16 protein-coding genes are annotated in these 13,642 nt (G+C 47.4%); 2 read left to right on the top strand and 14 right to left on the bottom strand.

From position 1 onward, the window contains the following. Positions 1-19: 19 nt before the first annotated feature. The 3 genes from xerD to B3S86_RS03385 all read right to left on the bottom strand — a co-directional run bounded on the left by xerD (position 20) and on the right by B3S86_RS03385 (position 2,144). Complete coding sequence (gene xerD, locus B3S86_RS03395; RefSeq protein WP_035408906.1) at positions 20-904, bottom strand: site-specific tyrosine recombinase XerD; 885 nt, start codon at positions 902-904, stop codon at positions 20-22. 125 nt (positions 905-1,029) lie between these two features. After that, entirely contained in the window at positions 1,030-1,512 is a 483-nt protein-coding gene (locus B3S86_RS03390; RefSeq protein WP_023467675.1) for a Fur family transcriptional regulator, read from the bottom strand. A gap of 101 nt (positions 1,513-1,613) precedes the next feature. After that, positions 1,614-2,144 carry an NUDIX domain-containing protein gene (locus B3S86_RS03385; protein WP_035408909.1) on the bottom strand — a complete coding sequence of 177 codons (531 nt, stop codon included), beginning with the start codon at positions 2,142-2,144 and terminating at the stop codon, positions 1,614-1,616. A gap of 167 nt (positions 2,145-2,311) precedes the next feature. Here B3S86_RS03385 and B3S86_RS03380 point away from each other — a divergent pair, with 167 nt between their 5' ends. Both B3S86_RS03380 and B3S86_RS03375 read left to right on the top strand, forming a co-directional pair. Then, a complete protein-coding gene (locus B3S86_RS03380) occupies positions 2,312-3,166 on the top strand; it encodes an aldo/keto reductase (RefSeq protein ID WP_290749123.1) in 855 nt (284 codons plus the stop codon). 67 nt (positions 3,167-3,233) lie between these two features. Next, positions 3,234-3,893: a type 1 glutamine amidotransferase domain-containing protein gene (locus B3S86_RS03375; RefSeq protein ID WP_035408915.1), complete on the top strand. Its 660-nt coding sequence runs from the start codon at positions 3,234-3,236 to the stop codon at positions 3,891-3,893. Between the two features lie 66 nt (positions 3,894-3,959). On the opposite strand, the gene B3S86_RS03370 is transcribed toward B3S86_RS03375, so the two are convergent. The 11 genes from B3S86_RS03370 to B3S86_RS03320 all read right to left on the bottom strand — a co-directional run bounded on the left by B3S86_RS03370 (position 3,960) and on the right by B3S86_RS03320 (position 13,424). Further along, positions 3,960-4,577: a hypothetical protein gene (locus tag B3S86_RS03370; protein ID WP_290749119.1), complete on the bottom strand. Its 618-nt coding sequence runs from the start codon at positions 4,575-4,577 to the stop codon at positions 3,960-3,962. Between the two features lie 79 nt (positions 4,578-4,656). Continuing rightward, on the bottom strand, positions 4,657-5,193 hold the full coding sequence (locus tag B3S86_RS03365; RefSeq protein ID WP_035408921.1) for a PadR family transcriptional regulator: 537 nt from the start codon (positions 5,191-5,193) through the stop codon (positions 4,657-4,659). Between the two features lie 155 nt (positions 5,194-5,348). After that, positions 5,349-5,939: an NUDIX hydrolase gene (locus B3S86_RS03360; protein WP_290749115.1), complete on the bottom strand. Its 591-nt coding sequence runs from the start codon at positions 5,937-5,939 to the stop codon at positions 5,349-5,351. Beyond that, positions 5,936-6,517: a CDP-alcohol phosphatidyltransferase family protein gene (locus B3S86_RS03355; protein WP_035408929.1), complete on the bottom strand. Its 582-nt coding sequence runs from the start codon at positions 6,515-6,517 to the stop codon at positions 5,936-5,938. The genes B3S86_RS03360 and B3S86_RS03355 overlap by 4 nt, the downstream gene beginning before the upstream one ends. Before the next feature lies 1 nt (position 6,518). After that, positions 6,519-7,406: an ABC transporter ATP-binding protein gene (locus B3S86_RS03350; RefSeq protein ID WP_035408932.1), complete on the bottom strand. Its 888-nt coding sequence runs from the start codon at positions 7,404-7,406 to the stop codon at positions 6,519-6,521. Further along, on the bottom strand, positions 7,378-8,124 hold the full coding sequence (locus tag B3S86_RS03345) for an ABC transporter permease (RefSeq protein ID WP_290749110.1): 747 nt from the start codon (positions 8,122-8,124) through the stop codon (positions 7,378-7,380). Before B3S86_RS03345 ends, B3S86_RS03350 begins: the two co-directional genes overlap by 29 nt. Beyond that, on the bottom strand, positions 8,121-8,879 hold the full coding sequence (locus tag B3S86_RS03340) for an ABC transporter permease (RefSeq protein ID WP_290749107.1): 759 nt from the start codon (positions 8,877-8,879) through the stop codon (positions 8,121-8,123). The genes B3S86_RS03345 and B3S86_RS03340 overlap by 4 nt, the downstream gene beginning before the upstream one ends. Continuing rightward, positions 8,866-10,062, bottom strand: coding sequence for an ABC transporter substrate-binding protein (locus B3S86_RS03335; protein ID WP_035408940.1), 1,197 nt, complete (start codon positions 10,060-10,062; stop codon positions 8,866-8,868). Before B3S86_RS03335 ends, B3S86_RS03340 begins: the two co-directional genes overlap by 14 nt. 19 nt (positions 10,063-10,081) lie before the next feature. Further along, on the bottom strand, positions 10,082-10,840 hold the full coding sequence (locus B3S86_RS03330; protein WP_290749102.1) for an SDR family NAD(P)-dependent oxidoreductase: 759 nt from the start codon (positions 10,838-10,840) through the stop codon (positions 10,082-10,084). After that, on the bottom strand, positions 10,840-11,811 hold the full coding sequence (locus B3S86_RS03325; RefSeq protein ID WP_035408946.1) for an MBL fold metallo-hydrolase: 972 nt from the start codon (positions 11,809-11,811) through the stop codon (positions 10,840-10,842). The genes B3S86_RS03330 and B3S86_RS03325 overlap by 1 nt, the downstream gene beginning before the upstream one ends. Positions 11,812-11,984: 173 nt before the next feature. Further along, positions 11,985-13,424: an NADP-dependent glyceraldehyde-3-phosphate dehydrogenase gene (locus B3S86_RS03320; protein ID WP_035408951.1), complete on the bottom strand. Its 1,440-nt coding sequence runs from the start codon at positions 13,422-13,424 to the stop codon at positions 11,985-11,987. Positions 13,425-13,642 lie beyond the last annotated feature (218 nt).

Raw genomic sequence — 13,642 nt, 5'->3', positions numbered from 1 at the left:
CCTTTAAAAGATAGAACCATCACGCCCGTGGATGATGTTTCTTATACACGTCGTGGAGTCGTGCTTTGTTGACGTGTGTATACATTTGTGTCGTCGACAAATCAGCGTGTCCTAGCATTTCTTGTACGACGCGTAAATCGGCACCATTTTCAAGTAGATGGGTCGCGAACGAATGGCGCAGGACGTGTGGTGTGATCTCTTTTTCAATACCCGCTTCCTTTGCCCGTCGCTTGATCATCTTCCAAAATCCTTGCCGTGATAAACGATCACCACGACTGTTTAAGAAGACATCGTCCGTCTGTTGACCACCGAGACTGTTGCGCGCGAGATCAAGATATGTTCTGACGCTCTCAATCGATGTCGTACTCATCGGGATGATCCGGGATTTATTCCCTTTCCCAAGACACGACAGATACCCGAGTTCGAGTTGCAAATCGTTCAACTTCAGTTGGAGCAGTTCGCTGACGCGCATGCCTGTTCCATAGAGAAGCTCAAGCATTGCTGCATCTCGTCGTGTAAGCGGATCGACACCGACGACCGAATCAAGTAAACGTTCGACGTCGGTTTGACTCCAGACGACGGGAAGCTTCTTCTCCGGTTTCGGTAAATCAAGATGACGGGACGGATCATGCGTCGTTAGTTTCTCTTCGACCAGATATTGATGGAACGAACGGATTGAGCTCGTCGCCCGCCGGACCGTCGATCGTGACTTGCGTGCTTCAAGCAATCGTTCAATGTGGTCGACGATATGATGTCGGTGAACCTGTTCAAACGAAGAAACTTCCGCTGTTTCGAGCGTCTGTAAGTATTGATTCAAATCATTTCGATACGCAGCTGCCGTATTCGCGGACATTTGCCGTTCAATCACTAAATAGTTGATAAATGCTTCCAGTTGTTCACGCACTGAACTCATCCTCTTCGTTTACGAAATCGCTTACTTTCCCATCATATCAAAGGTGTAAACCGTTGTGAAGAGGTCTGACCTATAAAAATCGAAAAAGAAAAACCATCCGAAATTTCCTCGGACGGTCAGACTGTTTGTGTTTGCGATTGTTCCAACGCTTCCCGAGCGTGACGCTCTTGGCAGACACGGCAGACGCCATGGAATGTCAGGCGGTGATCCTTGATTTTGAAATGGAATCGGGACACGATTTCTTTCTCTACTTCTTCAAGCATATCGTCTAAAATCTCTTCGACGGATCCACATTCGATACAGACGAGATGGTGATGCGAATGACTCGCACCTTCTTGTCGTAAATCAAACCGGGATACGCCATCTCCGAAGTTGACCTTATCGACGACTTCGAGCTCCGTCAATAATTCGAGCGTCCGGTAAACCGTCGCAAGTCCGATGTCGGAGTTCTTTTCTTTTACAAGGAGAAAGACATTTTCGGCACTGAGGTGATCCGACTCATGTTCGAGCAGGACACGCACAGTCGCTTCACGTTGGGGAGTCAGCTTATATCCTTTACCGCTTAGCTGTTTTTTGATGCGTTCTACACGACTTTCCATCATAGCGCCCCCTTTGTTCGAACTGATGCTATTATCATAGCTGAAACTCAGTCTTTTTTCAAATTAAAATGATTATCAACTGAAAATCATTTAAATGAGAATCATTTTAAAGTACGGATCTGCCAATGCTGAATCGCCATGATCGTCTTCGCGTCGACAATCGTTCCGTTTGCTACGAGTTCGAGCGCTTGTTCAAGCTTCAATGTTTTGTTCTCAAGGAACTCATCTTCATCGAGCTGACGATCACCGGCAGTAAGACCAATCGCTTCATAAATATGTACACGTTCGCTACAGAAACCAGGCGCACCGTAGAAATCAAAGACATGTCGTAACTCTTTCGCGACGTAACCTGTTTCTTCCTTTAATTCACGTCCGGCACAATCGAGTGGATCTTCACCTTTCTCGAGTTTGCCCGCTGGTATCTCGATCGATAGACTCTCGAACGCCTTCCGATATTGTTCAACGACAATCAGATCCCCTTGTTCATCAAAAGCGATGATGGCAACGGCACCATTATGATAGACCAGTTCACGAACCGAGGTATTACCGTTCGGTAACGTGACGACATGTTTCTCGACATCAAAAACTTTTCCTTCATAGATCACTTCACGTTCAATCGTTTTTTCTTCCATCGGTAGTGTTCCCCTCTTCTATCCTAGTTTACGTTCTCTGTCATGATTAGTATGCCGTTTCCGACGTATTGCCGCAAGACTTCAAGCCGTCTTTTTCATAAGATATGATACACTAGAATGCAGAAGTTCCAAACTTACAGTTCATTTAAGAAAAGAGGGAATTGAACATGTCATTAGGATTAGGTACGATGACGATCTTAAAACGCGGACAGGAAGAAGCGGCAGCAATCCTGCGGACGGCACTCGACGCGGGTATCACCCATTTCGACACAGCGGATGTCTATGCAAACGGAGCCGTCGAATCGATTATCGGTCAAACCTTCGCGCAAGAGGATCGTAGTCGATTGTTTCTTGCCTCAAAAGGTGGCAATCGAATGAATGCGACCGGAACCGGTTGGACATGGGATCCGAGTTATGACTATTTGAAGCAAGCCTGTCTTGAAAGTTTAAATCGACTCGAAACACCTTACCTCGACCTATATTACGTCCATGGTGGCACGATGGACGACGATATCGACGCATCGATTCGCGCGATGGAAGACTTAAAAGCAGAGGGGAAAATCAAGGAATATGGTCTCTCGTCATTGCGACCGAACGTCATCGAATATTGGCTTGAGCATAGTAATTTCTCTTACTTGATGACGCCTTATTCATTGCTCGATCGTCGCATCGAAGAGTTGTTACCACGCTTAAAAGAGAAAAACATCCAAGTCGTTGCCCGCGGTCCACTAGCAAAAGGAATGTTGACACACGAAAGTGCCTCACGCCTGCAGTCGGTTGATCGTTTCGAACAGTTCGATAAAGAGACGCTCGAAGCCAGTCTACAACAATTACAAAACTTCCCGCTTCCAGCGCTTGCATTGCAAGCAATCGATCAACAGGTCGATATCGTCCTTCCAGGTGCGTCAAGCGTGTCGCAACTTCAAGCAAACGTCCAAGCGATGAGAGAGCCGGTTTCGCAAGCTCAGATCGACCAGGCGCTTGCTACACTGCCAGTTCATCACTATACCGAACACCGGTAAGGTTTAACACTCCATTTCTCCGGGAATCTCCTTCTTTGTAACGTTCATACAGAGGAGGAGTTTTATTATGGCACGTATTTTAATCGTATCAACAAGCGCAGATGACATGAATGGTCACAAAACAGGATTATGGTTCGAGGAGTTCGCAGCACCTTACAACCTGTTCAAAGATGCAGGACATGACGTGACGGTCACGTCCATCAAAGGCGGAGATGTTCCAATTGATAAAGCATCGATCGTCAAAGAGATCTTACCGAAATTCCAAGATGCTCGCCGTGCGTTGCACGATACGAAAGCACTTTCTGAAGTAGATCCAGCATCATTTGACGCTGTCTACTTCCCAGGTGGTCACGGTGCGGTCGTCGACTTCCCGAATAACCCACAAGTGGCGAGTGCTATCGAAGCTGTCATCAAAAAAGACGGCGTCGTCGCATCGGTCTGTCATGGTCCTGCTGCCTTCGCGCACGTCATGATCGATGGCAAACCCTTCGTATCAGGTCGTCAAATCAACGGCTTTACAGATGAAGAGGAAAAATCAACAGGTCTCGAAGATAAAGTACCATTCTTGCTCGAGACGACACTTCGCGGTGAAGGGGCTACTTTCCTGACATCGGATGCTGGTAAAGAGTTCGCTGTCATCGATGGCAATGTCGTTACAGGACAAAATCCGGCTTCAAGTGAAGCAGTCGCAAAACTAGTCCTTGCGAAACTGGCTACACAGGCTTAATCGAGTAGTCTCTATACAAAATGGAGCAGGCGACATCATGTCGTCTGCTCCATTTTTTGACGTGAATTATAACCGATGAAGCGAATCCAATCGTTCGAGATCGGCTTCTGTCTCACGCTTTTTTCGTTCAAGCCGCTTTAACTCGTCTTCGAGTTGTTGCTGTTGAGCTCGCAGCATTGATCGTTCTTCCTCTGTAAAGGAACGAGCTACTTCTTTTTCTTTGAAATACCACCACTTTTTAATTTTCTCAGGTGGTGGTCCGATCTCAATCTGTTGCTCATGCTGTTTGACCTCATCCATTTGTTCAGCATGGGCCAATTGAAGCTGTTCTAATTCTGTCTCATAAGCTGTTTGTCTAGCTTCAAGAATCGGTGTCAGGTACGCAAGGATATGCGCCGTCAAGTCTCGCTCGACGACTCGTCGTAATACATCTCGACGAAGTGAGGCTTCCGAATTGCCCGAAGCATTCTTCCAGACGGTTGGATCCGCCTGTTCTAGAATCTCCTCTTCTTCCGCTTCTCCGAGCCAGCGTAATTTGAGTAATAATGGCTCGAGGAGTGCCTCCTCTACATACGCCGTAAATTGCGAATACGACGTCGCTTCTCGCGTCAACGGTTCTTCATGTAGGTGAAATAACGCTTCTGCCTCTTCTTCGATCCAGTCTTCGTAATCATTAAAGTACATGGTTTAACTCCTTACTTCATCTCATCAAAAACAAGACTGGCTCGAATCCGCCATCTACATGACAGTCGAGCCAGTTTTGTTAGACGTTCGCTCCGTTTTTTTTGATTTCCGCGATCGCCCAATCACACCAGTCCAAGTAATTCAACATCATACGCAAGCCGTATTCACTCGTCAAGGTCTCACCTAGTGTCGCACCGTTCTCGAGATGGTCGTGACGCCAACTTTGCATCATCTCGACGGCAAATTGATGGTGTCGCTTCGATTCTTCTAGATAAGCGACAGCTTCCTCTGGTGGGAGAAGATGCAAGAGCGAGACACGCATCAAGTTCTCATCCTTCATCTTCGGTTTGAATTCATTTGGTGTCCGTAACCATTCGACGAGCTCCGTCCGCCCTTTATCGGTAATCGAATAGACTTTCTTATCCGGCAGATCTTCTTGAACGATATGAACGCTCGTCACGAGTTCTGCCTCTTCCATTTTCAACAACTCTCGGTATATTTGTGTATGATGTGCGGTCCAGAAGTGGATCATCTGTTTTTTAAAAGTCGCGCTCAAATCATAACCGGTCGCTTCCCCTTGGGTCAGCAGCCCGAGTAGTGCAAATCGTAATGCCACTGGCTGCACCTTCTTTCCTTCTTTTGTATATATACTTAATTATCTCAAATATACCTGAATTTCGCTACTCTCGTGTCGAACAAATGTACGAATGAAAACGACCTACGTCGACATCACATTCGATCGTAGGTCGTTCTGTGTCATGATTCTCAAGATTAGCTTAGGTTACGTAATCTTTCGATTCCCTGTTGGACATGTTTCCAGTAAGAAGAAGGATGCGGAACGAATTGATGACGATCGAACCATTCTCCTGTTTTATCCTGAATACGCTCAATCGTCACGTCAGCGATGCGATCCAACTGCTCAATCGAAAAAGCGATTAATCGTTTCACTTCGGTTTCCTGGAGCATATACGATTCTAACGCTTGATCACTTTGTGCGAGAAACACATGGCATCGTTCACAATCCCAAAGTGTCGCATCCCGAAACTCCTCCTCCTGAACTCCAAGAGGTATTAGTTGATCAAAGGTATAAGCTAAACCAATCTCTTCTTCGAGTTCCCGGACACCATCTTCAACCGTCTCATTTGCAAGCAGATGACCGGCTGCCGTGATATCGAGCATTCCCGGAAAGTCCTTCTTTTGTTCAGAACGTTGCTGGAGCAACACGACGTCCCGCGTTGGATCATAGACGAAACAATGAAACGTTTCATGCCATAGACCTTTTGCGTGGACTTCTGATCGCGGACACGGTCCGAGCGGATTCCCAGCTCGGTCCACCGTCATGATCATCTCTTGTTCACTCATCGTAACACCTTCGATGCTTGATGGAATCGTTCTCCAACCGTATAGAGTTCAGCGATCAAGAAGACACTTGCGATCCAGATGATAGCACTTGGAAACAGAATCATCGCCGTCAAGAATAGAAATCCTTCCGTTCGTTCGATGAGTCCTGGTTGATATTGAAACGACTTGTAACCGTAGTTCTCACTAACTGCTCCGATCGCAAGGAACATCGTCATCCCAATGACGAATGATGCGACAAGTAACAGAATCACAACCTGCGTTTCCGGAAACCGGAGTGCGAGACCAATTAACACTGACAGTTCGACAATTCGGTCGAGAACAAGATCAAGGATCGTACCAATTGGTGTTGTCTTCTCTTTTCTTGCCATCGTGCCATCAATAACGTCGAGCATACCCGAGATCCACAATAGGACAATTGCCGTTCCCATCATGTCGTTATAGACGAAAAAGCCTGTCGCACCACCGATGATACCCGAAATGATCGTCACCTGCGTCGCTGATAATCCAATTTTCTTAAATAAGGTCGCCCCTTGATCAAACAGGGGTTGAACGATTTTACGCGCACGCGTATCTAACATGTCACCCCTCCTTTCTAACGATATACCCTTCTATCGAATGAATCGTCTCGTCTGAAGAAAGTACGAGCCGTTCGCCTGATGGCCGTTCCACTTCGTAGAACCGAACGCCATATTGAATGAGTTCTTTCGTAATCGTAACACGCTCATCCGTTTCCTTCGTCGGTCTTGAGACCAAGTTAACTGACGTCAACGGATACCAAGTCGCTTCGATGTAGATGCCTTCACCGAAAAACGGACTTGTCTGACTGAGCGTGATCGGTGTGCCGCGATCCACGATCCGTCCTTGTTCCAAAACATAAATGACATCTGCCATCGCCATTGCCTCTTCCCGGTCATGCGTGACAAGCAGTGTCGTGACGCCTTGTTCCTCGGTCAACTTTCGGATCAATGTCCGAAGTTCTCGTCGTCTCGGTACATCTAGACTCGAGAACGGTTCATCGAGCAACAAGAAGTCCGGCTGACTCGCCAGCGCACGAGCTAGACTCGCACGTTGCTGTTCACCACCTGAAAGTTCGTGGATGGCACTTCGTCCTCTCCCCTCGAGTCCAACGCGATATAACCAAGAATCAAGTTCGATCGGTGTTAACTGTTTCGCACCGAGGCGAATGTTTTGTTCAACGTTCAAATGCGGAAACAATAAAGAGCGTTGAAACATCATCGTCACACCTCGTTGATTCGGAGAGAGTGTCGTGACGTCTCGTTCCCCAAATCGAATCACTCCACTCGTCACACGTTCGAGACCCGCAATCAGGCGGAGAAGCGTCGTTTTCCCGCTACCACTCGGTCCGACTAAAGCCACGCATTGTCCAGACGCGATGCTTACATCGATATCAGACAACACTTGTTTGCTTCCAAATCGTTTATTGACTTGTTGTATCGTGACTTCCATTTAAACGCCTCCGTACGATTCGTATCCAGCTAGAAAAAATAACGGCTTGTAATACATAAAAAAGAATAGGTAATCCAATCAACCAAAGTGTCGCCAGACGAGCTGCCTCCTGGGAATTACCAGAATACGCCGGGAACACTTCCAGTGCGATCATGCGTACGATTCCGCCTCCAATCAACGCAACAAGAGCATATTGACTGATCGTGATCACGGTGACGAGCAACGTCACGGACTGTAATGTCGATCGTAACATCGGTCCCGTCAAATAAAACCAACGTTTGAATCGATTTCCTTCGAGCAAGACCATCTGTTCGAGCATCCGCTCACCGAGCGTCTGAAATCCGTTCGTGTACAAACGGACTGTATATGGCAATGTCGGCAGAAGCAACACGAGCAGTACACCGAAAAAACGATCTGCCAGACCGAGCCGGATCCATGTCAAATAGAGACCGAACGACAACAATAAGACGGGAACGAATAGCGGCAAACTAATCAAGAACTCTGCTATACGAATGCGTGTCCCGGTTTGAAAAGCGATCGCTTTTCCTGCCATGTATCCGAAGAGATGATTTAACAATATAACGGCACAGACCATCGCAATGGTCGTACCAAGCGTTGCTTCAAGACGCGGATTCCAATTCCATTCTCCCGGAATTAAACCGATCAATGGAACGTTGAAAAGAAGAACAATACATACGATGACGCTAGTTTTTTTCATTCACTTCGCCCCCTACTGATCTTCGTTGCCAACGGGCGGGTTAAACCCGTCATGAGCACTAGTAAGAGGAAAAGTCCACCCGTCAAGACGACACTCATCGCAAAAGCGAGCGGTTGTTCCGATAAATCACCTTGTGTGTATAAGTCAAAGGCATAGACGCCAAGTAATTTCGGATAGGTCACGCCGAGTAATGCCGGAATTTCATACGCAAATAAAATAAAGGCAAGTAAGATAAAGCCGGCTTCAAGCATGGGAACGAGCAGGAACACACCCCGTGCATGCCAGAATCGGCGCACTGGCGATAAATCGAGCATCATACCGAGTTCTTGGTAACGTGGATCGAGACGTCGTACAACCGGTAAGAGATAAAAAAAGACGAACGGAATTTCTTTATATAGATACGTCAAGATGACACTGATGTGGTTCCCTTCATGCGGTCCGATGATCGGCACATCACTGAGGTAGAGGATTGCGAGATACGCCGCTCCTAGATGAGGAATGAATAACGGAATCGCGAGCAACACCGCTAGCCGTGTTCTGCTCAAGATTCGTGCGAGCATCACACCGATGATCAAGGCAATGCCCGTACTCACGATGGCAACGTAACTACTGACGGTTAGACTCTCTAAAAAGACGTCATCCGTCAGTAGCTCATGATAGTCGGCGGGTGACGTCATTGAAACACTGACCCACAGCCCGTATAAGACCATCCCTGCCATCAGAATTGCAGCAGGATATATGTTACCGCGCCACACGAGACGGCCATTCCTTACGGATCATCTCGAAGACCGATGGATCTAGTTCCGTCCGGACTTTCCCTTCAAAGACACTCGGCTTCGGTGTCGACGGTGCGGCCGGTACATCAGCGAACTGCTTTTGTTCTGCCTGATCAAGTGTCGACAAATCGAGACTCGTTCCATCGCCCCAGTAAGTCGCATCATATTTTTTCAATTGTGCCTCTGGTGACAACAGCGTATTGATCGTAACGAGTGCACCTCTCGGGTTCGGTGCGTTGAATGGTACGGAAAGGAAATGGGTCGATGCGATTGAGCCATCCTTCAAAACAATCGGACGCGTTTGTTTCGGAAACGTTCCTGACTTCACTTCTTGTTCTGCCCGTCGTTCGTTGAAGCCCATCGTGAAGTCGACGTCTCCCTTCGCGTATAACTGATCGAGTTGCGCAAGCGTCTTCGGATACGTTTTCCCCTTTTTCCAGAGGTACGGTTTGATTTCGTTCAGGTAAGCCCATGTCTTCTTGAAGTCTGCTTTTGGGTCTTTTAGGGTCGCGTTCGATTCGACACCATACATGACGTGACGGACGAAGGCGTTTCCTGTAAAATCCGTCACTTCTGGATAAGTGAAGCGTCCTGGATTTTCCTTGACCCAAGACTTCAACGCTTGTAAGTCCTTTGGTGGCGACTTTACATCAGCTGCGTCATAGTGCAACGTATATTGGACTTTTCCCCATGCGGCTTCGAGCCCGTCTGTTTTCGTACCGCTATCTGAACTTTGGGCGGCAGCATCAACGTATTTCATGTTTGGAAGAACTTTTGTAATTTCCCCATAAAGTAACTCATCTTTTTTAGCATTCAAGAAGTTATCGCCATTAATCCAGACGACATCGATGACGCCTTTTTCCTTACCTGCCTTTTTCTCAGCACGTAATTTTTGAATAATGTCTGCCGTCTCGATCGGAACGCGTTCAAGTGTAATATTATGTTCCTTCTTCAGACGGGGCGTCACATATTCATCGATATAGGCGTTGATTCCGTCATCGCCCCCCCACATGTACATCCGAACCGTTGATTTTTCTGCTTCTTTCTCAATCGTCTGATAAGCGGTTCCTAAAACGTTTTTCGGTTCCGGTGTCGCATCCGGCGTCCCGCACCCGGCAAGCAAGGTACCTAATGCAAGAAAGCTCATTACTTTTGTTTTCATTCGTTGTTCTCCTCCGTCATCACTTTTTGTCAAAACCTGATTTTCCTAACCATTCAATCAGCCGCGGCATGACGCCGTACCCTTTTGCGGAAAGCTCCATCCACCACGGCGCATTGACCTCTCGCTTTCGGCGACGCATCGCCCGAACGACGGTCAGTGCGAGTTGTTCTTTCGATAAGACGATCGAAGCCACGTTTTTTTCATATTTTCGGCTGATGTCAGCTCGAACAAAAAATTCCGTCGCAATCGGTCCTGGGTTGACCGTCATGACGTGGATGCCTTTTGGACGTAACTCCAGACGTAACGCATTCGAAAACTGCAACATAGCAGCTTTTGTCATGCAATAGATCGTCGACTTCGGTGTCGGCAACTTTCCTGCCTGACTCGCGACATTGACGATCATGCCGCCTTCTCGAAGTAACGGAAGGCACGCTTTCGTTAGACGAACAGGACTTAAGACATTGATTCGGTGCATCGATTCGATCGTTTCAATCGAGGTATCGTCTAGGAAGCTGAATTCCCCGAAACCTGCGTTATTAATCAAAATATCGATTCGTCCATAACGATTTGCGAGTGTTTTCGCAAGAATTTCGGGCGCCACTTCCAAATCGTAGACCAGGTAGTCTGCCTGGAGTTCAGATGCTAACGTTTGTAATCGATCCTCGCGTCGTGCGATTAAAATCAAGTTTGCCCCTTCTTTATGCAGAGTGCGCGCCAGTGCTTCCCCGAGTCCACTTGAAGCACCGGTGATGACGATCGTCCGGTTGATGAGTTGCATTAAACTTCCTCCATTTTCGAATAGTAGAGGATACCAGATCGTTTCTCAACCGTAATCGCACCACGTGCGACAAGCGTATCAAGACGTGCCTTCATTTCACTCATGACGAGCGGGAATGATTTTTTTAATCGATTCCCATACGTCACTTGTGCTAATTCAAATAACGTATGCTCTTCTGAAAAATACTTTAACAGTTGATCGCCGCGTGCCTTGCGTTGCATCAATCGTTCTTCAACGAGTGCCGCGACATCGCGAATCGGATCACCATGACCGGTATACGCGATTCGGATCTGTTCTCCTTGTAGTTTTTCCAAGGAGTCGAGATACGCAAGAACGGGTCGTTTCACGAGCACGTCATCACCCGGTTGCGGTTGTTCAAGCAACGGGTTCGGTTCGACCCGGTCCAGCAAATGGTCCGCCGCGAACAATATACCATCGTCGCTTAAAATTCCGATTTGGTCACTCGCATGACCTGGCAGTTCGATGACGCGATATCGCCCAGAAGGTGTAATTGCGTCGCCTTCCTTTAATATGAAATCAAGCTGACCTTTTCCAAGCCATTTTAAGGCAGATTGATAGCTCGGTAACATCTCTTGAATCGCTGACGGAACACCAAATGAAGTCGCCAGTCGACGTAAGAACACGTCCCCATTGTTTAGGAACGTCTCGTCCTGTTCCAAATACGGGCGCAACCGCGCATGTCCATAGACAGGAATGCCTTTCTCTGAAAATCGATGTGCCATCCCAGCATGATCCGCATGGTGATGCGTCACGATGACACGATCTAAATCCTCAACCCGCAAATCGTGTCGCGCAAGCGTCTGTTGCATCATTTGCCACGCCTCGAGTGTATCGGGTCCACAATCAATGAGGATGTTTTCCCCTTCCGTTCGTAACACATAACAGTTCACGTCCCCTACAGGAAATGGTGTGGGAATCGGAATCGGGATGATTTCGTCTGATACAGTCATGCCTACACGCCTCTTTTCTCTCGTCCATTTTCTTTCATTATAGAGAGAATGAAGCTATAGCGCCAAACTTTGTGCGTCAACGGATGATATTTGTTGTCTAGCTTACGCTAGAGTATAAGAAATGGATGCACAAAAAACCGACCTTTCCGCAGATTGAAAGGTCGGTCAAAAACTTATTTTAAGTTGAGGACTGTTAATTTGTCGCGTGTCATCGAAGCTAAGCTACGTCCGACACCTTGAACACCAAGACCCGATGATTTAACACCGATGAATGGGAAGTGGTCAGGACCACGTTCCGTACGTCCATTGATTTGAACAGAACCTGTTTCAAGCGCGTCCGCTACCGCAAACGCAGCATCGATGTTTTCCGTGAAGACACTTGCTTGAAGACCGTATTCTGATTCGTTCGAGTATGCGATCATTTCGTCGACCGAGTTAACACGAATAATTGGAAGAACTGGTCCGAACGGCTCTTCCCAAGCAACGCGCATGTCACGTGTCACGTTGTCAAGAAGTGTTGGTTCGATCAAGTTCGCTGTACGTCCGCCACCTGTGACGAGCGTTGCGCCCTTGTCTGTTGCGTCCGTGATCAAGCCTTCGACGAAGTCCGCTGATTTCGTATCGATAAGCGGTACGACGACACTTTCTTGTTCAGGTGAACCGACTGTCAATTTTGCAATTCGAGTCTTAAGTTCTTCAATAAGCGCATCCGCTTGGTGATCGAGAACGAAGACACGTTTGATTGCTGTACAACGTTGACCTGAGTAAGAGAATGCACCACTGATGATGTGATCTGCTGCAAGTGACAGGTTCGCATCCTCAAGAACGAGTGCTGGGTCTTTTCCACCGAGTTCAAGGACAAGTGGAATCATTGCCGATTGACGTGATAAATGTTGTCCTGTTCCTGTACCACCTGTGAATGTGATCATGTTGATTCCCGGATGAGCTGTCAAGTAATCACCGATGACTGATCCACGACCTGTGACGATGTTGACGAGTCCAGCTGGAAGGCCTGCTGCGACGAGTGCCTCGACCATTAAGATACCGCTGATTGAACCTTGTGTTGCCGGTTTAAAGACGACGGCGTTCCCTGTCATGAGTGCAGGTGCGAGTTTCGCTGCTGCCAAGTTAACTGGGTAGTTGAACGGTGAGATGGCAAGCACGACACCGAGTGGCGCTTTTTTGATGACCGCGATTTTTTTCGCGCTACCGCCTGGGAACGAATCCCCTTGCATCATCTGACCGTCGAAACGGAGACCTTCTTCCGCAGTGTAGCGAATGATTTCAGCTGTCCGTTTGACTTCTTTGACGCCATCTGCACGCCCTTTACCGACTTCGCGCATGATGACTTCACCGATTTCGTCCGCACGTTTCTCGAGTTCCGTTGCCCAAGCGTGAAGCAGTTCAGCCCGTTTGTTCGCTGGTTGTTTTGCCCACTCTGCTTGTGCCGCTTTCGCTGAAGCGATGGCACGATCGACTTCTGGTTTTGTCATCGCTTGAACACGACCGACAAGATCCTCTTTATATGGTGAAGAGATTTCAATCGTCTCTTTTGATTCACTTTCATGCCATTTTCCATCTAGTAAAAACGTGTAGGTTGTTGCTGTAGTCATTCCACTCTACCTCCATTTATTTTTATCTCTCTCATTTCAGTGTGTGGCTGCATAGCTTATTGTAATCAATTGGTCTGACAAATGCCAAACTTTTTGCTTAACATATTATGAAAGCGATTACAACACTTTTTTTGTCGATTCAGAACTAGAATTTTTAACGTAGCATGCCGATAACTAGTCAGAAGTGAAGTGAAGGTAATGGAAAGGGGCACAACCAT

The organism is Exiguobacterium sp. UBA3968 (assembly GCF_002385115.1).
Classification (GTDB): Bacteria; Bacillota; Bacilli; order Exiguobacteriales; family Exiguobacteriaceae; genus Exiguobacterium_A.
This window is presented reverse-complemented; position numbering and strand designations above follow the sequence as displayed.